Here is a 20,886-nt window from a genome sequence, read left to right on the forward strand (position 1 = left end):
GTAAGCGGTAAGCGGTAAGCGGTAAATAATCTCAATCATTTGCTTAGGTAGCAAATGATTGAGATAAAACATTAACCTTTAGTATTTGGTACAATTTGAACTTCCACGCGGCGGTTTTGCGCGCGGCCGTTGGCGCTGTCATTGCTGGCAATTGGGCGAGTTTCGCCGTAACCACGTGTACTAATACGCCCAGCTAGAATTTGCTGATTCACTAAGTAACCTTTCACACTCTGCGCACGCTGTTGCGATAACGTCATGTTGTAGCTATCTTTACCTGTGCTATCGGTATGGCCTTCAATACTTAAATAAGTTTTTTCGTACTTATTCATCACTTTAGCAATAGCATCAAGGGTGTTATGAAAGCCAGATGAAATATACGATTGGTCGGTGGCAAAAGTTATATTAGCTGGCATCACTAAACGTAAGTTATCGCCTTCACGCACAACTTCAACACCGGAGCCGGCTAACTCATCACGAAAAGCCGCTTCTTGTTTATCCATATAGTCACCAACCGCAGCGCCGGCTAGTGCGCCAATAGCGGCACCAATGAAGATACGTTTATCATCATGATCTCCGGTTGCCTTACCAAGTACTGCGCCTGTAGCTGCACCAATACCAGCTCCCATTCCTGTGTTGGTGGTCTCACAACCCGTTAATAATAATCCAACAATAGTCGCTGTTAGTAATGGTTTGGTTAAAGTCATGGTATTTCCTTGGTTATTAATTCTTTCATTAACAGCTAGTATGCAAACATTGTAATGAACGAAATATGAAGAAGATGTTAAAAGCTCAGCGCTTGCTCGTTAAGAGGAGGAAGTTCATAGGGAGCAATTAATGTATTTAGCTGACCAGTGGCAGCCATTGTTTTCATTAGCGCATCAACCTGCTGCGCTAATGGGGTTACTGAAAACTGTTTACTTAAAGCGAGATAACCATAGATTATGTCATTAAAACGATACTGCATTTTAACTAGTTTATTGGCTGGCTGATTCAGCACACTCATAGCATGATCCGCGGTATCTTCAACGGCAATAACTAAATCTGCACGCCCTTTCAATAATAGGTTAATAGCTGTGCTTTCTGTTAAAACAGCTATTTTAGTCAGTTCATCGTCTTCATCAAAACGTTTAAAATGTACGGCACCTCGCATAATCGCAATTTTTTTACCATATAAATCGTCATAGTTGTTGATTTGTAATTGGCTATCTTCGCGTGCATAAAATACAAATGACGAGGTTAAAACCATATAAGGTGGGGTTACAAATTGCATTACTTGCTGACGCATAGGTGTGAGGATCAAACCTCCCATCGCATTAACTTCGCCTTGCTCTAACATTCTTACACAGCGTGAAAATGGGCAACCAACCAGCTCTAACTTAAAAGGAAGTTGCTTTTTCATCTCTCGAAAAATATCAACAATCGCGCCTGATACTTCACCATTTTGATTAATTTGGCTATACGGTGGTGCATGATCCACGGCTAACGATATTTTTTGCACAGCCGCATTAGGTTCATTTGCAGCATAGGCATAGTTTATAAAGGCAAAAATTATAAAAATATAAACAATAAATCGCATAACTACTTAACTTTAACAAAGCCTTTTTTACATTGTAGACAGGTACAAAGATTAAAAACCATAAAATTGTCACGAAATTTTGTCATACTAAGCTGTTACGGCAATAAGAAACGAGAGAATTCATGTTACTAGCTATTTTTAAGCAGTTTTTTTTACTTGGTTGCATGAGCTTTGGCGGGCCAGCTGCACATTTAGGTTATTTTAAACGTCATTTTGTTGATAACTTGCAATGGCTCAATGCTCAACGTTATGCACAACTAATCAGTCTTAGTCAGGCTCTGCCTGGACCTGGGTCTAGCCAAGTGGGTTTTGCTATTGGTGTGGAGCGAGCAGGCGTATTAGGCGGTATTGCTGCTTTTGTTGGCTTTACCTTACCTTCCTTTTTGATCATGGCTTTATTAGCGATTAGCGCCCACCAATTTGATGCTATTTACTTTGCAATAGTTGCCGGTTTAAAACTATTTGCCGTAGTAATTGTGGCCGATGCTACGCTGAGTATGGCAAAAAGCTTTTGTACTAGCTGGGTACTCAAAGCGCTTGCTATGTTAAGTACCTTAGTGCTGATCTTATTACCGAGCCTGAGCAGTCAAATATTGGTTCTATTAGCAGCCGCTGCTATTGGCGCAATATGGCCATTGCTTAATCTAGCTCAAAGTAATCAAACAGCAACTAAGCAGCGCACAGTTAACTGGCCTGCACTCATTCTATTTGCACTATTATTGCTAGTGAGCTTTGTCCCACTAGGTTCTCAATTTGCAGATTTTGCACCCTTTTATCAAGCTGGGGCTATGGTTTTTGGCGGCGGTCATGTGGTATTGCCGATACTTCAAGCTGGCTTACCAAGTTTAAACACTGAGCAATTTTTATCAGCTTACGCCAGCGCACAAGCGGTGCCTGGGCCAATGTTCACCATTGCTAGTTATTTAGGCGCAGAGCTTAATAGCGAGCAGCCGCTTGTTGGTGCGGTGATTGCAACCTTACTGATTTTTACTCCTGGTTTTTTATTAATGTTAGCATTTCAAAAAAGCTGGCTGCAATTATCTGAACGCCCCCGCTTTGCCAGCTGCATTGCCGCGCTTAATGCCGCTGTGGTGGGTTTTTTAGCGGCTGCATTGTATTCACCAATTTGGACATCCGCAGTTCACAACATTTGGCATATTGTGATTGTTGTTGCAGCTTTTGCATGGCTAAGGTTAGCAAAGCCACCTATTTGGTGGCTATTAATCGTATTTGTTAGCCTTGGCCTACTTCAGTATTATTTGCCACTTTAATGGTAGGTTTAATAGCGGTTGGGGTGATTGCTGCAGGACTAAATTGCCCCGAGACACTTTGATAAGCGCGTAGGTCAAAAATAGGTAATACCGCAAGTAGATGATCCATGATCTCTGCTTGCAGATGCTCGTACGATATCCAGCGCTTATCTTCACTAAAACAATAAAACTCTATCGGTAAGCCATGATTTAACGGTTGTAACTCCCGCACCATTAATGTCAGTGACGTGTTTATTTTACTGTGCTGCTTTAAATATCCTTCAGCATAACGACGAAATAACCCTAAATTTGATACCGGATCAGGTAAGGTATTCATCTTAATATATTCTTTTAACGCGATAGTTTGAGAAATCGTTTTAGTCAGCTCGTCATCAGCTAAACGAATGCTATTCATATCTATATTGAGTGAGCGCTTGATCCGACGACCTCCAGATTCTTGCATACCACGCCAGTTTTTAAATGAGCCGGCCACCAGCATATAAGTGGGGATAGTGGTGATAGTGTTATCCCAGTTTCGTACTTTTACGGTATTTAACCCAAGGTCAATTACTTCGCCGTCAGCACCATAGTTATCTACTTGGATCCAATCACCATAGGTTACTAAACGATTTGCTGCAATTTGAATGCTGGCTACAAAACCTAATATAGTGTCTTTGAATACTAACAAGGTCACCGCAGCAATTGCCCCGAAGCCTGAAAGAATATAGGTTGGCGATTTTTCCAGTACGATACTGACAATCAAAATCACACAAATCATAAAGGTAATAAGTTTTACTACTTGGATCAGCCCTTGAATCGGCACTTCGCGAGCAAACTCTAGTTGGTTATAAATGCCACCTGCAATACTTACTATGCTGCTGATGATAAAGCCAACATGAATAATTAATAAAGTTTGGCCAATCGTCTTCAGCACTTCAGCAGCAAATTCAGTAACTGGATAAACACTATCAAATGTTGCTAAGAATAATACACAGCACAACATCCCGGCAAAACGACGATTAAGTTTTGTCAGCATAGGCGCCAATAGCCCAATTCGCTCAGGAGAAAGTTTAGTCACCACCTTTTGAATACCTGGTAGCATTAAACGGCGGGTAAATAAATACACCACTAACAGCGAGAACACTCCAATTGCAGTGGCTGTAAGAGAACTGAATAATACTGTGTCAGGCATACCCTGAAACCAAGGCTGCACAAATTGCTGTAAATGAGTTGGAGTCGTCATGATAATTCTAATTCCTTGCTGCGGGAGGCTCAATAACAGTCATTTTAGCTATATTGATTGTTGCTTAACACTGTAACAAACCCAAAACCAATACAAGCTTAACAGTACTGATTTGGGCCGTTACCTATTAGCATTTGCGACTATGACTTAAGTTTTTGCTCAAACTCGCTAAGCTGTTGTTCTTTCTCTTGCCATAAGCGATTTAATTCTGATTGAAAACGTACTCTAAATTCAGAATCTCCCGTGTAATCACCTATCAACTCTTGGCTTACCGGCATCACTTTTACATGAATATTAATTTGTTTTACTCGTCCACTGGCAAAATCCATAAACGTAGGAATGCCCTCAGGATACTGAATAGTGACATTTACCACTTTAGAGATTTGCTCACCCATAGCTTGCATCACAAACGCCACCCCACCCGCTTTAGGTTTGAGTAAATGAGGAAACGGGCTATTTTGACGCGAATGTTTTTGCGCTGTAAAGCGAGTTCCTTCAACGAAGTTAACCACACTCACCGGCATTTCTTTGAACTTTTCACAGGCTTTACGGGTTGTTTCTAAATCTTTACCACGTAATTTAGGATTCTTTTTTAATTGGCTTTTGCTGGTACGAGTCATAAAAGGGAAGTCGAGCGCCCACCAACATAGCCCCAGAACAGGAACGTATATCAATTCTTTTTTCAAAAAGAAGTTTAAAAATGGAATTTTACGATTAAACACACGCTGTAAAACTAAAATGTCCACCCAGCTCTGATGATTGGCAATCACTAAGTACCAGTCTTTTAGTTTGAGCTCTTCAAGGCCGGTAACACTTAGCTTGGTTGGTGTTAATAACTTTTGATTTAACGTATTAAACGTAACCCAAATAGAGGCGCATTGCTTAGCTGTCCAACTCATTAACTTTTGTAACGGTTTGATAGGGATAAGTTTAATTAGGCCACAAATAAAAATGGGAACAAACCAAATTAGTGTATTTATGGTGTAAAAGAAAATACTAAAAACACAACGGATCCAAGACATTACTACTTAATTCCTTTCATTAAAACTGTTCGGCAATTTAGAATGCAATACAAGAGTATCGCAATTAATCTTCAAAATATGTATACCCTTCAAGGCCCGCATTTAGCTCAGCTAAATACTGCTGCTTAATAGAGTCACTAATGTCGAGTTGTTGTACTGTGGTAGCAAAGTTATCCGAGAAAATATCGCTATCATAATCAACAAACTTTAATACATCCTTAACGCTATCACCCTTAATCGCATTGGTTAGTTGATAACCTTGTTCCGTGAGCTCTACATGGACTGAATCAGTATCACCAAATAAGTTATGCAGATCACCTAAAATCTCCTGGTAAGCTCCCACCATAAACATCGCAATGTGGTATTGTTGCCCAGGTACATATTGTGGAATAGGTAAGCTTGTTTCGATCCCTGCTCCCTCAACATATTCACGAATTTGCCCATCTGAGTCACAGGTAATGTCTTGAATGATAGCGCGTTGTGTTAACGGCTTATCAAGGTTTTCAATCGGCATTACCGGGAATAATTGCTGGATCCCCCAGACATCAGGCAATGACTGAAACAATGAAAAATTCACAAATAATTTGTCGGCTAATTTTTCGTTTAAATCATCCAGTACTTCACGGTGAGCACGCGCATTGCTTAATGACGCTCGCACGCGATGCAAAATAGTAAAATACAGCTGCTCTATTTTCGCCCACTCCAACATACTTACTAAACCATGTACGTATTGGTCGTGCGCTTCGCTAAACAAGTGCATTGCATCATGGTAGATTTCCAATGCCATACGCGGGTTTAAACGCTGTAAACATTGCCACATTTCATCTAACACTAACGCACTATTTGGCTCAGGTGCACTAGGGTTGCTGTGATTTGGTGCTTGCTCAACATCAATCACATCGGTGATCAACACTGCGTGGTGAGCAGTTAACGCACGGCCTGATTCAGTAATAATAGCCGGATGCGCTAAGTCATGCTGTTCGCACACTTCAGCAAACGCATTCACCACATTACGAGCATATTCTTCGACTGTGTAGTTCATGGAACAGGCACTGCGCGAGCCAGAACCTTCGTAATCAACGCCTAAACCACCACCTACATCAACGGTATTTAACGGCACACCTAGCTGGCTTAATTCTGCAAAGTGGCGTGAACATTCACGTAAAGCACGATGAATATCGCGAATATTGGCAATTTGTGAGCCTATATGAAAATGTACCATTTGCATTAAATGCAACTTATTGTGTTTTTTGAGTACTTCGACGGCCGTTAATACTTGCCCAGCTGTTAAGCCAAATTTACCTTTTTCGCCACCGGTATTTTGCCACTTCCCTTTACCCACTGAGTTTAAACGGATGCGAATACCAATGGCAGGCTCGATGCCTAGCTCTTCAATCTCGGCTAATAACGTTGTTAACTCAGATAGCTTTTCAACTACGATTTTAACTTTATGGCCCATCGCTTGGCCAATACATGCTAAACGTAAAAACTCACTGTCTTTGTATCCATTACAAACAATAGTGATCGGTTGTTTTGCCACACCTAAAATCGCCATTAACTCAGGTTTTGAACCGGCTTCTAAACCGACTAAGCCACTTGGGTGCGCCAATAACTTACTTACTACTGAACGCTGCTGATTTACTTTGATCGGATATACGCAAGTATATTGACCTTGGTAGGCACGGGCATTGCGCGCGCTACTAAATGCGCTGGTCATAGTATCTACACGATTTTGCAAGATATCGGTAAAGCGTACTAATACTGGTAACGTTAAACCCTGCTTTTTAAATTGTTCCGTTAACTCGGTTAATGAAATAGCGGCTTTCGTTTGATCGCCATCTGGGAAAGCAACCAGCTCACCTTGGCTATTAATATCAAAGTAACCATCGCTCCAATGAGCAACGTTATATGTAGAGCGTGCTGTATCTAAACCCCAAGTCATGGCAAATTCTTCTATAGTTAACAAGTTTCGCGGAATCACGCATTTTAGTACGTCATAACCCTCTACGCTAACAAAAAATGACCTTTAAGCCAAAGCTAAGATAAAATATATTCGCTATACTGATAAAATTTCATTGAGCAAAACGCCAAGCACTGGCAGAATTGCCCCTTTTTCATACTCAACTCAAAAGTGTAACTAGCGACATGGCAAATTTAGATCAAAGTAAATGGTTTACAGAAATCAGTGAACGTGACGGCAGTGCGTTTTCTATGCGCATCAACAAAAAGCTAGAAGAACAGCAATCGCCTTTTCAAAAAGTCGAAATGTACGAGACAACAGACTTCGGTAATCTAATGATTATTGACGGTTGTACTATGGTAACTAGCCGTGAAAACTTTTTTTACCATGAAATGATCAGCCACCCTGCACTACTTGCACACCCAAACCCAAAAAATGTAGTTATTATTGGTGGTGGTGACTGCGGCACTTTACGTGAGGTACTCAAGCACCCGGGCGTTGAGTCTGTTACACAAATCGATATCGATGAAGTAGTGACGCAAATGTCACTTAAATACTTCCCTGAGTTATGTGAAGCAAACCAAGATCCTCGCGCTACAGTAATGTTTGACGACGGTATTAAATACATGCGTGAAGCTGCAGCAGAATCAATCGATATCGTGATTGTTGATGGCACTGATCCAGTCGGTCCAGGTGAAGGTTTGTTTAACCATGCCTTTTACACGAGCTGTTTAAATGCACTACGCCCTGGCGGCATTATGGTACAACAAAGTGAATCACCGCTTATGCATATGCCATTACTGGTTGAAATGCGCGATGCGATGACTGATGTAGGCTTTAACGACTTACAAACACTGCCATTCCCACAACCTATTTACCCAAGTGGCTTATGGTCAGTAACACTTGCTCGTAAAGATGAAGCATTCGCTGGTTTTAGAGAAGACGCAGCAGCAGAGCTTGCGCAAACTACAGAGTATTACAATAATGGTATTCACCATGGCGCATTAGCAACACCGAACTTTATGAAGCGCGCTTTCGAAAAAAAGTAAACGTTATACCAATCGTTTTAAGTTACTGACCATTTATAGCGACAGAAAAATACAGTGGTAACAAGGCAGATATTTTGACATGTAGTTGTTCTACATGAAAAATTACTAACGCAGTTAGCGCTTTATTTAGCGCGCTAGAATGGTTAAATATTTAAGTCGATTGGTATTAGATACTAACAACGCAAAAAAGGGTTCTCTCGAACCCTTTTTTATTGCCTACAGCAAACAATTAAACTTTAAAGCGCTGCACTAGGCGGCTTAATTCATCGGTTAATTGGTTCATTCTTACCGCAACTTCTTCAGTTGAACGTGCCAACTCGCCACCTTGCATGGTTTGATCGTTCAATGATGATAAATTATGACTGATTTCTTCAGCTACTGCTGTTTGCTCATCGGTAGCTTGGGCTGTTTGCATAGCCATATCATTCACTTTTACTGATGACTCTTGCATCGCATTAAGTACATCATTGGTTTGCGTAAACGAGGCTACGGCTTCATCTGCAAAGCGTTTGCCACCATTAATTGCCGTTAAAGACTGCTCGACACTATTGGCAAACTGCTCAACCATTTTTTGAATATCGTTGGTACTTTCTTGAGTGCGCGTTGCCAAGGTGCGTACTTCATCGGCGACCACCGCAAACCCCCGCCCTTGTTCGCCAGCACGCGCCGCTTCGATAGCAGCATTTAACGCAAGTAGATTAGTTTGCTCTGCAATCGCGCGGATCACTTCCAGCACTTTAGCTATATTATCAGAGCTTTGTTGCAGTTCGGTTGATTTGTTACTGGCATGTTCCATATTTTCAGATAGCGCGACTATTTTATCACTCGAATTAGCCACAGCCGTTAAACCTTGCTTAGCCAGTTGCTGTGAGTTATCAGCTTCTTTTGAAGACTGCTGCGCCACATTAGCCACTTCGCGACTAGCAACACTCATTTGATGAACCGCACTGACAATTGATTCTGATGCTTGGCTGAGTTTTTGAGTGATCTGATTATTTTGATTTGCGAACTGACTTAAATCAGTACCTAAATGGTTAAGCTCATTAGCTTGGCCTAAAATATCACGGATCAGTTGCTGCAAATTATCTAAAAAACGATTAAATGCCGTTGCCAGCTCGGCAAATTCATCTTGGCTTTCTATCGCTATACGTCCTGTTAAATTACCATCACCAGAGGCAATATCATTAATTCTCGCAGTCACGTAATGCATTTGCTTCGTTAACTGACGTGGGATCACATAACTGAACCAAGCTGAAATGGCTAACAGCACCACCACCATAGTCAGTAAAAACAATTTCGTTGTAGTTATCTTCTCAAGCAATTTTTGTTTTTCTTGTTTCGACGTCAACTCAGCTTGTTCACCTGCTTTATCTAAAATATCGCGCAGCGCTGCAAACTCTGTATTGGCCTGCTGATTTTTTTGCTTGTTTTGCGGGTCGTTGATAAACGCGTTTGATGCTGATAACCATTTTTCAAAGGCACTATCAAAGCCAGTAAACTGCGTCGTTACTTGCGGGTAGGCTGATAAGAAATGTAAATATTGATTAAAACGATCGGTCACTTGCTGTGCGTTTTCTTGATGATCTTGCAGTTCTTCGGCATTACCTATCTTATTGGTTACTAAGTGTAATTCAGCTACCTTAGCTTGGTAGAGATCACGATCACTATTAACCACTACTGAAATAGCATTTAAAAATCGCTCAGATTGTGCTTCTAACGCATCTTTTTGTAAGTTAATTAAGTGCGTGTAGCCTGCTATCAGTACTATTATCGCAATCCCAAGTAACACAATTGGGAGTGAGCTCTTGATTCGAATACTCTGTAAGTTCATTTTTCACCTTTGCATAAAATACAACATCAGCCACACCTTAATATAGTTCAAACTATCTGAATTACCATTAAAAGCGCCACTGAACATTTAAGCTAATTTGTTGCTGTGATAGGTTTTTGGGATTATTCATCGCCATGCGATTATCTGCTTGGCTGTGTAATGCAGAACCTTCAATCCCTAGTTGCCACTGCGGCGTTAATTGATAACGCCAGGTCGCGGTTATACCTTCACCTTCACTGGCATTAGGATCAAATTGCCAGTCGTCATGATCGGTTACCTCAAAATAATCATAACGCATTGAAATACGATGCTTGGCCATTTTATGACTTACTAATACAAAGTGACTATAGAAGCTATTATTTACACCGCGTTTAGCACCCATAGCGGTAGTGCCCGACATCATTTGCGCAATTAAGCGCGTATTCGCAGTAAATTTATATAGCCACGCGACGCTGCTAAAACGAGTATCCCATGCATATTGCCCAGTACTTCTATTTAGTGCTGCAGGATCGCCATTATTATCGTAATAATAAAAACGAAATTGTGATTTTTTTAAATAATCCCAGTGAATTCCTGCATAATAACCAAAGCGCCCATCAACCTCTTCAAAGGGCAAGACCTGATTTGCCTGATACTGAAGTGCGGTGGTATTAAATGAAGCGATTGGTGCAAACGCAATACTTTCATTAAAGGTCGTTTGGCGGTCATGCATTGCAAAGCCACGCCAAGCTAATAATGTTCCTGCAGGATCATTACCTTTAAATGTCGCGCCAACCAATGCAAAGCTATGGGTACTGTTAAAGCTGCGCCCTGGCCGCTTGATAGTGGCCTCAACCCCAACGGTACGTACCTCTTCACCTATCCATGAGTTTATTGCTGAGTTAGTGTAATTATATGGTGAAAGCCAGCCCATATCTGGATTTTCTAATGATAATAACGGGTAAAAACCACCTACCCGCAGATGCCATTTATAGTTACTCGCTGTTAGCGGCTTATATTGCAAATATGCTTGGCTAAAACCTAAAGTCGGCTGCGGATCTTGATAAGCATTAATAACCCCATGTGCTGACCAAGCAGTGGTTAAATCAGTTCTAAAATCAACGACTCCCTGAGAGAGAACAATGCCATCATTGTCACTATCGTACCGGTATAGCCCTACGCCACCTTGTTGCCAACTTACGTATTGATCACCCTGAACTGCACTTAGTTGCACTAAGCCCTTTACTTGTGCAAAAGCATTGCACGTTAATGTTAGCCCCACTACACCTAGGTAAAAGCAAGCTTTATTCATAATCGTCAAATTCATCAACGCCCACCGCAACACGAGAAATAATCGCCTGTTTTATTTGATAAACAACCGGCGCACTAGTTAGTGAAATGGCTTTGCTTTCAGTTTTGCTGATGTCACTAAATTCGGAGTGCCAAATATTGAGTGTAAAATCTCCGGCCTCAAGCGTCAGCTCAATTTGTCCTTTGTCATTGGTCATTGCGTAATACGGACTATCAACCACCACAATATACCCCAACATCCAATCATGAATATTACAGCCTAATTCAACTACGCCCGTTTGCTCAAAACTGATCGGATCCTGTGGTTGCTCTCGGTATAGCTTTAGCTCAAACGATTTAGCTTTGGAAAACGAATACACGTGGTGCATGATTGAATCTGCATTTGGAAACTCAACTTGAGCATTTTGCGGTACCACCAACACATGGGGAATAAACTGCCGGTCTTTTTGAGTCATTATAAAGGGTGTAGTTGGCGCGGGGAATTCAACACTTTTATCCGCAGGCGTTAACCAGACGACGGCATTAGCGAGCGGTTTTTGCTGTTGATCATTAATGGTGATAGTACCAGCGTAACTATTAAAAACCATTAAACACAATGAAAGAATGAAGGTCTGCTTTAACATTTTAATATCTTCTTATTTAACTTCATTCATTATAAACCAATTAGATTAATCTTTTGTTAATTATATTCTGTTAAAAATATCTCGTTAATTATTTTTCAATATTTAACCTAAGCTAACTAATGAGCTGAATACGTATGCAGTCATCTCGTAATCTAGGCCCTTGCGCTTTATGCTAAATGCTTCAATTAGGTTACACCTCAAGGAACAGCTATGCGATTACCTTTGCTACTTCTGCTTGGACTTTCAAGTGCTTGTTTTGCTAAAGACGCGACGATTCAATCCCCAAACGGAAATATAACAATAACCATTTCGGATCAGCAAGCTACACCAAGTTATAAAATCAGCTTTAACGGCAAAGATGTTATTGAAAATTCAGCTCTTGGCTTCGAATTTAAACAACAAGCCGCCTTTGCTGAAGGTTTTACAATAACCGACGTCAACAACTCCCAACATAACAGCCAATGGCAGCAACCTTGGGGTGAACGCCAAACTATTATAGATAAACATAATGAGCTCGCGGTTACGTTTAAAAAGCCAGCGCCACAAGGCGGCACTTACACGGTTCGTTTTCGAGCTTTTAATGATGGCGTCGGTTTTCGTTACGAAGTACCTAAACAAGCTGGATTTGAAAATATTGAAATCACTAAGGAGCTAACCGAATTTGCAATTAGTGGTGCGGATAAAGCCACCGCATGGTGGATCCCAGCTCGTGGTTGGAACCGTTATGAATATGTTTATAACACCACTCCACTGCAACAAGCTGCTCTTGCGCATACTCCATTTACCTTTAAAAACGCTGATGGCGTCCATGTGAGCATTCACGAAGCTGCATTAGTTGATTATGCAGGGATGGTGCTCAATCAACGTCGTCCAGGGACTTTACAAGCCGACTTAACGCCTTGGTCTGATGGTGTTGCGGTTAAAAAAAACGGCGCATTTAATACTCCGTGGCGCACCATTCAAATTGGTGACAAAGCCGTTGATTTGATCAACTCAGATATTATTTTAAACCTCAACGAACCAAATAAACTCGGTGATGTATCGTGGGTTAAACCAGGTAAATATGTCGGTATTTGGTGGGGCATGCATATCAATGAGAACACTTGGGGCAGCGGTGAAAAGCACGGTGCGACCACCAAAGAAACCAAGCGTTACATGGATTTTGCAGCTAAATACGGTTTTGATGGGGTACTTGTCGAGGGCTGGAATATTGGCTGGGATGGCGACTGGTTCTTCAATGGTGATGTTTTTAGTTTTACCAAACCTTACGCTGACTTTGATATTGCAGAGCTAACTCGCTATGGCAAAGAAAAAGGCGTACAGCTGATTGGCCACCACGAAACGTCTGGCAACGTAACCAACTACCGCAACCAGATGGAAGACGCCTACGCACTGTACGAAAAATCTAACGTTAGCCAAGTAAAAACAGGTTACGTAGCAGATGGCGGCAACATCAAACGCATTGATGAAAACGGCATTGCTCGCCATGAGTGGCACGATGGCCAATTTATGGTTAATGAATACCTACACAGCGTGCAACTGGCTGCAAAACATAAAATCAGTATTAACACCCATGAACCGATAAAAGACACAGGTCTGCGCCGTACTTATCCGAACTGGATAGCCCGCGAAGGTGCTCGCGGCCAAGAGTTTAATGCATGGGGCACACCGCCAAATCCACCAGAGCATATTCCAATGCTCGCCTTTACCCGTATGTTAGCTGGGCCAATGGACTTTACACCGGGCATTTTTGATATGAGTTTTAATGGATTAGGTGGTGATACAAATCGTCCACAAACCACACTTGCGAAACAACTCGCGTTATATGTCGTAATGTATAGTCCAATCCAAATGGCCGCTGATCTTCCGCGTAACTATTTAGCCAAACCGGACGCATTTAAATTTATTCAAGACGTACCAACAGATTGGCAACAAAGTATCGCACTAGCGGGTGAGGTTGGCGATTACGTGGTGTTTGCTCGCAAAGAGCGTAAGCGTGATAACTACTCTGGTAACGACTGGTTTTTAGGAGCAGTAACCGATGAGCAAGCTCGCAGCATAGAGATAAAACTCGACTTCTTAGAGCAAGGTAAAAAGTTTGAGGCACAAATTTATCGTGATGGTAATAATGCTGAATGGAAAAACAACCCATACGATTTAAAAATCGAAAAGCGCATAGTCACAGCTGCTGATAAGTTAACGCTTAAACTTGCCACCAGCGGCGGCACAGCAATTAGATTTAAAGCTTTATAATAGCGCGAAGTCGATAGTGAAAATAGGAGGCGTGAGTTTCTCTCGCGTCTTCTTTTTAATAAACAACCGGCAAATAAAGAGCTTCCAATTTATACTGTTAACGTATGAGTTAACCCTTAAAATAATTGTTCAATGCTACAGTTCATGACTTCATTAAACTGTTGGCATCATCATTACTGCAACCAAAAGCAACTATGCTTATATTGATGGCTCTGTTGTATCACCCCCTGAAAATACCTAACACATCCTATAAATAGCACGTGAAATACCGTGTAATAGTTTTATTTCCATTATTGCTCTACTTTTACAGATTAAAAAGTTAGTTAATTAGTAACAGTAGGAATACCAAGCATGGCTGTGAGCCATATATTTAATAATTTTGAAAAATTACGCAGCACTAATAAACAACTAAATGTGCAGTCAGCTCAATAATAGTGAACTTGCTTAAAAGGACTTTTAGAGCTAATACCTCTAGAGCCGCTTCAATACTATAAGGAATATAATAATGGCTAAGAAACCCAAAAATCTCAGTATTAAAACGCTAGCAACTGCTAACAATGTGCCATGTTGGTCAAATGACAAAGATGTTGAACTAGCCTGCCAGCGGTTAACTGAAATGTTTGTTGGCCTTGGTCAAGTGCCGCGTATAGACAAAGGTCAACAGCCAGCACAACGAGCTGTATTTAGAAAGCAACATGGCATCGCTTACGGCCACTTTATTATCAATCCAGATATAGACCCACAATTTAAAATTGGCATTTTTGCAGGCAAAGAATACGAATGTGCAGTGCGCTTTTCAAGTGATACGTTACCATCATCACCAGATTTACACAGCACATTAGGATTGGCAGTGAAGCTCTTTGGAGTAGATGGGCCAAAGCTGATTGGCGAAGGTGATACCGCAGATTTTATTTTTCAAAACATGGATCGATTTTTCACCAAAAATGCGCAACAGATGTGCCAATTCACCACTGCAGGCGTGATCGATAAAAACTATGATGCCTATTTAAATAATCCAAAACACATACAAACAGCCAATATTTTACAGGCTATGCAAAAAGTTGAAGCAAGCTGTTTAAGCGCTAATTATTGGGCAATATTACCGTTCAAATTAGGCGAACAACAGATTGTAAAATATCGCTTAGTGCCTGAAGGCAGTGAACTTGGCGCACCCAGTGTCGATAATAATTACCTCGCTTTAGATTTGCAGCGACGTTTACGTCAAGGCAGTGCAACATTTCGCTTTGAAGTACAATTAAGAACAAACCCAAAAACAATGCCACTTGATAATGCACAAGCCGTGTGGAGCTGTGAAGAAAGCCCATACGTATGTATTGCACGGCTGCATTTAGCACAACAAAATATTACCGCGATTGGTCAAGCTGAGCTTGGTAATAACTTAGCGTTTAATATTTGGCGTACTTTAGCCGCCCATGAGCCTCTAGGTAGCATTGCATTGGCTCGAAAGTCAGCCTATGCGGCCAGTGCTCATGCCCGACATACAGCCAACGGTCAGCAGCTACAAGAGCCTAAACAGTTAAGTGAATTTAAGCCACAGCAAGATCAAGATACTGACTCTGAGTGTATTGTTTATGCCGGTATTTATCCGCCTATTGGTGTAATGCGCGTGGGTAATAGTAAAAAAGGCTACTTTATTGGCCCGCAACAACCGCAGCCCATAGCTCATACTGATGAATACAGTTACCGAGATAAAACAGGTGCATTAAAGCGCCAAGCAGCTGAGTTTAGAATTTACGGTTTTAATGCCGCTGGTAAAGCGATAAAAGAACTAACCCTCGATAATGCAGACATTACTTGGCATGCTGAATTAGCAAATCAAAAAGCCTGCTGGTACGAATTTCAAATTGCTTTAGATATTCCAGAAGCCGCAGATGCGCCGCCATCGTTACTGCGTAATAACAATGTAGCCGATCGTAGCAAGCTGTTAATCAAAGGGGGCAAACACAGTATAAGCGGCAAAAACGTAAAATCTAAGCATGAGTTTATTGGCCAATTTATGGATCAGGATGTGTACTTAGGCGAAATGCGCAGTGATCAATACGGTCGCTTACTAATGCTCGGTGGTCATGGCGTGTCACGCAACGTAAACGGCGATATAGCCATTACCTTTGCAAATAATGAAGGCTGGTATGATGACACCTCAGATGGCCCAATTACAGCAGAGGTTGTATATCAGGGGATATCGCTAAGAGTAGAACCCGCTTGGGTTATTTGCGCGCCACCGGATTATGCACCGATGCAAAAATCAGTACGCACCATGTGGGATTTAATGCGCGACGTTGCTGTAGATGCTGGTATGCTGGCAAGACCACAGCGACCTTCTTTTACTAACGACATTCAACCCATATTTGCCCGAATGACGGATTTACAATGGGTTAATGACGGATTTGCTGGCGCATTTGGCTGGGGGGGTCAGTTTAATTACACCACGAATGAATGGCTAGAAAAGCTTAGCGATCCATCTCCTGCCTATCAGGAATTACGCCGTACACTGTCTAATAACTTTCGTCGTTTTGATGTTCCCGGTGCGCAAGCTCCACAACTATGGCCTTGGCTGTATGGCGATGCGATTAGCATTCCTCCCACGGGCTCAGTGCGCCAGCATGCAACGCTATCAAATTTGCAGTTGAGCTTTTTAGAGCAATGGGTGAAAGGTGATTTTATTAATGATTACACCCCTCAATCAGCTTGTCCGGCACATGCAAATGTAACCGCGTTAGATGATTATCCAATTGCTGAGCAGCCAGAACTACTTACTCGCGGCGCGATGGAGTTTTGCCTTGCTGATGCATTTCACCCGGGCTGTGAAATGACTTGGCCAATGCGAACTGCAGGCATGTATATGTCGGCATTTCGACTCAAACACGCCCAAGCGGACTTACAAAGTGACCGTTACTATTATGGTCCTGTGATGAATAGCGACGTTTATACCCTCGCGCAAGGACCTTTATTTGGTGGTCAAGTAGCAGGCGGGATAACACGCTGGATGGCTATTCCTTGGCAAACTGATACCGCGAGCTGTAGAGATGGCTACAGCTCTGAGTACGATCCATTTTTACCGACATTTTGGCCTGCTCGAGTGCCAAATCAAATAATGAATCAGTTCCGCTATCAACAAGTGCTTGATACCTCATTACCTGACAGTACTCGTCAACAGGCTTTTGCTTATCGTACTGATTGGCTTGATGATTTACCTCTGCACGGTAATCCTGCCACATATACAAACCAAATCAATAGTATGATAGACAACTTTGCTGAACTTGCGATTGTACAACCGCATATCGGCGTAATAGGCGATGCACAATTTCCTAGCGCAATGCAGGTTGGTATATTGCCCAACAATCCACAAGATGAGGCACAAGTTAACTTAGCGAGTAAAGCGATAAAGCATACAAAAGCGACTCTCTCGGCTGAGCATGCTTCACATCGTAGTCAAACCAACTTAGGTGTTACTGAAAAAGCGAGCCGCTTTCATCGCAACAAAGGACGCTAAAGCAATGCTGCAAGAGACCGAATTACAAACGGATGTTGTGATCATTGGTGCAGGTGTGGCAGGCTGTATCGCCGCACTTGCTTTATGTGATTCATATCAAGTTACTTTGATTGATAAGTCTGAGATGCCCGAAGAGCGAATTGGTGAATGCTTAGCACCTGCCGCACGGCGTATTTTACAACAGTTAGATTTGTTAACTGAATTTGAAAACCAACTGGTGGCCAACGTACTTACCCCACAGCATTTACACAATGCAGGATTGCAAATAAGTTGGGGCCAATCAACACCCTATGTTACTGATAATCTCAGTAACCCGGATGGTTTAGGTTGGCGCTTGGATCGTCAAGTATTTGAGAGCTTTTTACGCGAAAAAGCGCTGCAACGGGGTGTCCGCTGTATTTGGCCTGCCAAATTAGCACACAGCGAATACCAAGGGCAACGCTGGCAAATAACACTAACACAGTTACAACAAGAGCAAACAATCAACATTGCGAGTCAATTCGTAATTGATGCCACTGGCCGAGAGGCTCATTTTGCAAAAAAATACACCGCTCGCAAACAACATGACCGTCTAATATCTTGCTGGGCAACCGTGGCTAATACTATTGAAAATCAACTAGGCAGCATTTGTGCCACGCAAAACGGCTGGTGGTACAGTGCACCATTACCAAACCAACGTCGTGTTTTAGCATTTCAAACGGATCCGGATTTGCTGACCAAAGGCTTACAACGTGATACAAAGTTATTTACTCAACATGCGCAATGTTATGCCAATCAAGCGAAGATTCTCGATGTATGCCAACAGCCAATAACACTGCACGGTATCGTCAGCGCGAACTCCACTCGCTTAGAGTGTTTTGCAGGCCAACAATGGGCCGCTTTAGGTGATGCAGCACTGAGCTTTGATCCAATCTCATCGCAAGGAATTTTTAATGCTATGGCAAGTGCGATGCAACTTGCCGATCTGATGAAAAAACTCGAGATAGTCAATAAAATAGAACACGATAGCCAGCTACAATTTAAAAAACTATACCAGCAACAAATAGAACAGATTTGGCATCGTTATTTAGATCACAAACGCTATTTTTACGCTCAAGAGCAACGCTGGTCAAACAGTCCTTTTTGGCAGCGCAGACAGCAGCCGAGTAGTATAAAAGTATATAATAGTATATACGGCTAACTCACTTTGACTGGTAAATAAACCTCAGCATTTAAACCGCCTTCAGGGCGATTAACCAGTTTTACTTTACCACCATGCATATCAACTATGCGCTTAATGATCGCAAGCCCTAACCCACTACCTTCACTGCCTCGCGCAGCATCGCCTTGTTTAAAAGGTTCAAATACCGTTTCAAGTTCACTTTCAGGAATACCTGGGCCATGATCTTTTACAATCACCATAGCGTATTTTTTATCACGACTTAGCGCAGTTTCAACATCAATATCACCATCCGAATAACGGATCGCATTTTCAATCATGTTGGTAATAACTCGCTTGATTGCCACCATACTTAAAGGAATATTACTAATACTAGGATTTTCGCTAAAAGTGATAGTGCGTTGATGTTTTTGTTCTGAATGCACCACTTCTGACACTATCGCGTTGAGATCTTCAAGCGCTAACTCCTCACGTTTGTGATGACGCAAATACTCAATAAACTGATCAATAATGGCATTCATGTCTTCAATATCGTAGATGATCCCTTCACGCAGATAATCTTCTTCATCCGACATCATTTCGGTAGCAAGGCGAATGCGCGTCAGCGGCGTACGTAAATCATGAGACACCCCAGCCATAAGTAGACGGCGGTCGTTCTCAAGCGCTGCTATACCACGTGACATTTGATTAAATGCGCGGGTTACTTCGATGACTTCAGTTGAGCCGTGTTCCTCTAATTTTGTAGAAAAATCTCCAACCCCTACTTTTACCGCCGCTTGTTGCAGCGCTTTTAAAGGTCGATTCAAATGACGTGCGAACAGCCAACCACCGAGTACACTTAAAAAGCCGATACTAGATAAATAAAAGGTTAGAAATTCGAGATTATTTTCTTTAAAACCAGTTAGCGGTACTTTAACCCAGTAACCCGGTGCTTGCGGCGCTTCTACCCAATAAACAAGCGGATCTGTTTGGCTAATACGCACTCGGGCTGAACCATGCAGTTGCTCAGACATACTACGCGACAACATCGAATATTCACGAGTTTGCGCCAAACCTTCGCTCATCGCTTGGCGCTGGGTCATAACTTCGATACCGGTTATTTCAAAAAACTTTTCAGACACCTCATCACTTATTTCAACGCCATCTTCCCAGTCTATAAACACGGTTTTGATTTGTTTTGCGAGAATAAGGTTAACTTGCTCAATAGTAGGCTTAACTACGTAAAGGCTAACCGTGATGTAAGACACTACTTGGTTGATCAACAATAGTGCCGCAACTAAAAACACCGTTTGTCCAAATGCACTTTTGGGAAACATACTCATTATGGCTATTTTTCACCATCTGGAACAAATACGTAACCTAAGCCCCATACAGTTTGAATATAACGTGGATTAGCGGCATCGACTTCGATCATGCGACGCAAACGTGAGACTTGTACATCGATACTACGCTCTAATGCACTGTAATCTCGACCACGCGCTAAGTTCATTAACTTATCACGACTAAGCGGCTCTCGTGGATGTGTAACAAGCGCTTTCAATACCGCAAACTCACCACTGGTCAACGACATGGTTTTGTCGCCTTGGCTCATTTCACGGGTGGCTAAATTAAGCGAAAACTCACCAAACGAAATATGATTTTCTTCTGCTGACGGTGCACCTGGCACTTCTTTTGAACGACGACGCAAAATAGCTTTAATACGCGCTAATAATTCACGCGGGTTAAATGGTTTCGGGATGTAATCATCAGCACCAAGCTCTAAACCGATAATACGATCAACCTCATCACCTTTAGCCGTTAACATGACAATTGGAATTTCATTTTCTTTTTGGCGTAACCGCTGACAGATAGATAAGCCATCTTCACCGGGTAGCATTAAATCAAGTACCATCAAGTGAAAGTTTTCACGTTCTAACAGCCGATCCATTTGTTCTGAATTAGCAGCTGTACGCACAATAAATCCTTGTTCTACCAAGTAGCGCTCTAACAAGCTGCGTAAACGCATATCATCATCAACGACTAATACTTTTGTGGTTTCATGTCCCATTACTTTCATTCTTATTTTTCTGTACTGTTATGATTAATATAAATGAAAAACATGATAATAAAAAACTAA

The 20,886-nt window shown here is 41.9% G+C and carries 15 protein-coding genes; 5 read left to right on the forward strand and 10 right to left on the reverse strand.

From position 1 onward, the window contains the following. Positions 1-71: 71 nt before the first annotated feature. Complete coding sequence (locus H5162_RS18200) at positions 72-704, reverse strand: OmpA family protein (RefSeq protein WP_149983073.1); 633 nt, start codon at positions 702-704, stop codon at positions 72-74. A 77-nt stretch (positions 705-781) separates the two neighbouring features. Continuing rightward, the gene (locus tag H5162_RS18205; RefSeq protein WP_149983072.1) at positions 782-1,576 is read right to left on the reverse strand and encodes an ABC transporter substrate-binding protein; all 795 of its coding nucleotides are present in this window, start codon (positions 1,574-1,576) and stop codon (positions 782-784) included. A 122-nt stretch (positions 1,577-1,698) separates the two neighbouring features. On the opposite strand from H5162_RS18205, the gene chrA reads away from it, so the two are divergent. Beyond that, positions 1,699-2,847, forward strand: a complete 1,149-nt coding sequence (gene chrA / locus H5162_RS18210) for a chromate efflux transporter (protein WP_149983071.1) — start codon at positions 1,699-1,701, stop codon at positions 2,845-2,847. Here the strand turns inward: chrA and H5162_RS18215 are convergent. The 3 genes from H5162_RS18215 to speA all read right to left on the reverse strand — a co-directional run bounded on the left by H5162_RS18215 (position 2,810) and on the right by speA (position 7,033). Then, entirely contained in the window at positions 2,810-4,069 is a 1,260-nt protein-coding gene (locus tag H5162_RS18215; RefSeq protein WP_145241985.1) for a mechanosensitive ion channel family protein, read from the reverse strand. The two genes, chrA and H5162_RS18215, sit on opposite strands and share 38 nt — an antisense overlap. 140 nt (positions 4,070-4,209) lie before the next feature. After that, positions 4,210-5,091 carry an acyltransferase gene (locus H5162_RS18220; protein WP_182779234.1) on the reverse strand — a complete coding sequence of 294 codons (882 nt, stop codon included), beginning with the start codon at positions 5,089-5,091 and terminating at the stop codon, positions 4,210-4,212. 64 nt (positions 5,092-5,155) lie between these two features. After that, positions 5,156-7,033 (reverse strand): biosynthetic arginine decarboxylase, encoded by a 1,878-nt coding sequence (gene speA, locus H5162_RS18225; protein ID WP_182719102.1) that lies wholly within the window; start codon positions 7,031-7,033, stop codon positions 5,156-5,158. Between the two features lie 203 nt (positions 7,034-7,236). Between speA and speE the strand changes: the two genes are divergently transcribed. Then, complete coding sequence (gene speE, locus H5162_RS18230; RefSeq protein ID WP_145241990.1) at positions 7,237-8,100, forward strand: polyamine aminopropyltransferase; 864 nt, start codon at positions 7,237-7,239, stop codon at positions 8,098-8,100. Between the two features lie 229 nt (positions 8,101-8,329). On the opposite strand, the gene H5162_RS18235 is transcribed toward speE, so the two are convergent. From H5162_RS18235 to H5162_RS18245, 3 genes are all read right to left on the reverse strand, one after another. Then, the gene (locus H5162_RS18235; RefSeq protein WP_182732332.1) at positions 8,330-9,931 is read right to left on the reverse strand and encodes a methyl-accepting chemotaxis protein; all 1,602 of its coding nucleotides are present in this window, start codon (positions 9,929-9,931) and stop codon (positions 8,330-8,332) included. Between the two features lie 67 nt (positions 9,932-9,998). Continuing rightward, positions 9,999-11,222 carry a hypothetical protein gene (locus H5162_RS18240; RefSeq protein ID WP_182779260.1) on the reverse strand — a complete coding sequence of 408 codons (1,224 nt, stop codon included), beginning with the start codon at positions 11,220-11,222 and terminating at the stop codon, positions 9,999-10,001. Next, positions 11,215-11,844, reverse strand: coding sequence for a methylamine utilization protein (locus tag H5162_RS18245; protein WP_145241994.1), 630 nt, complete (start codon positions 11,842-11,844; stop codon positions 11,215-11,217). The genes H5162_RS18240 and H5162_RS18245 overlap by 8 nt, the downstream gene beginning before the upstream one ends. Positions 11,845-12,054: 210 nt before the next feature. On the opposite strand from H5162_RS18245, the gene H5162_RS18250 reads away from it, so the two are divergent. The 3 genes from H5162_RS18250 to H5162_RS18260 all read left to right on the forward strand — a co-directional run bounded on the left by H5162_RS18250 (position 12,055) and on the right by H5162_RS18260 (position 18,791). After that, positions 12,055-14,097, forward strand: a complete 2,043-nt coding sequence (locus H5162_RS18250; protein WP_182779236.1) for a glycoside hydrolase family 97 protein — start codon at positions 12,055-12,057, stop codon at positions 14,095-14,097. A 505-nt stretch (positions 14,098-14,602) separates the two neighbouring features. Beyond that, positions 14,603-17,611 (forward strand): LodA/GoxA family CTQ-dependent oxidase, encoded by a 3,009-nt coding sequence (locus tag H5162_RS18255; RefSeq protein ID WP_182779244.1) that lies wholly within the window; start codon positions 14,603-14,605, stop codon positions 17,609-17,611. A 4-nt stretch (positions 17,612-17,615) separates the two neighbouring features. Continuing rightward, positions 17,616-18,791 carry a tryptophan 7-halogenase gene (locus H5162_RS18260; RefSeq protein WP_182768063.1) on the forward strand — a complete coding sequence of 392 codons (1,176 nt, stop codon included), beginning with the start codon at positions 17,616-17,618 and terminating at the stop codon, positions 18,789-18,791. Here H5162_RS18260 and envZ read toward each other — a convergent pair. Then, on the reverse strand, positions 18,788-20,092 hold the full coding sequence (gene envZ, locus H5162_RS18265) for a two-component system sensor histidine kinase EnvZ (RefSeq protein WP_145242002.1): 1,305 nt from the start codon (positions 20,090-20,092) through the stop codon (positions 18,788-18,790). The genes H5162_RS18260 and envZ overlap by 4 nt on opposite strands. A gap of 5 nt (positions 20,093-20,097) precedes the next feature. Further along, complete coding sequence (gene ompR, locus H5162_RS18270) at positions 20,098-20,817, reverse strand: two-component system response regulator OmpR (protein ID WP_145242004.1); 720 nt, start codon at positions 20,815-20,817, stop codon at positions 20,098-20,100. Positions 20,818-20,886 lie beyond the last annotated feature (69 nt).

This window comes from Pseudoalteromonas sp. SR41-8 (assembly GCF_014163915.1).
GTDB lineage: Bacteria > Pseudomonadota > Gammaproteobacteria > Enterobacterales > Alteromonadaceae > Pseudoalteromonas > Pseudoalteromonas rhizosphaerae.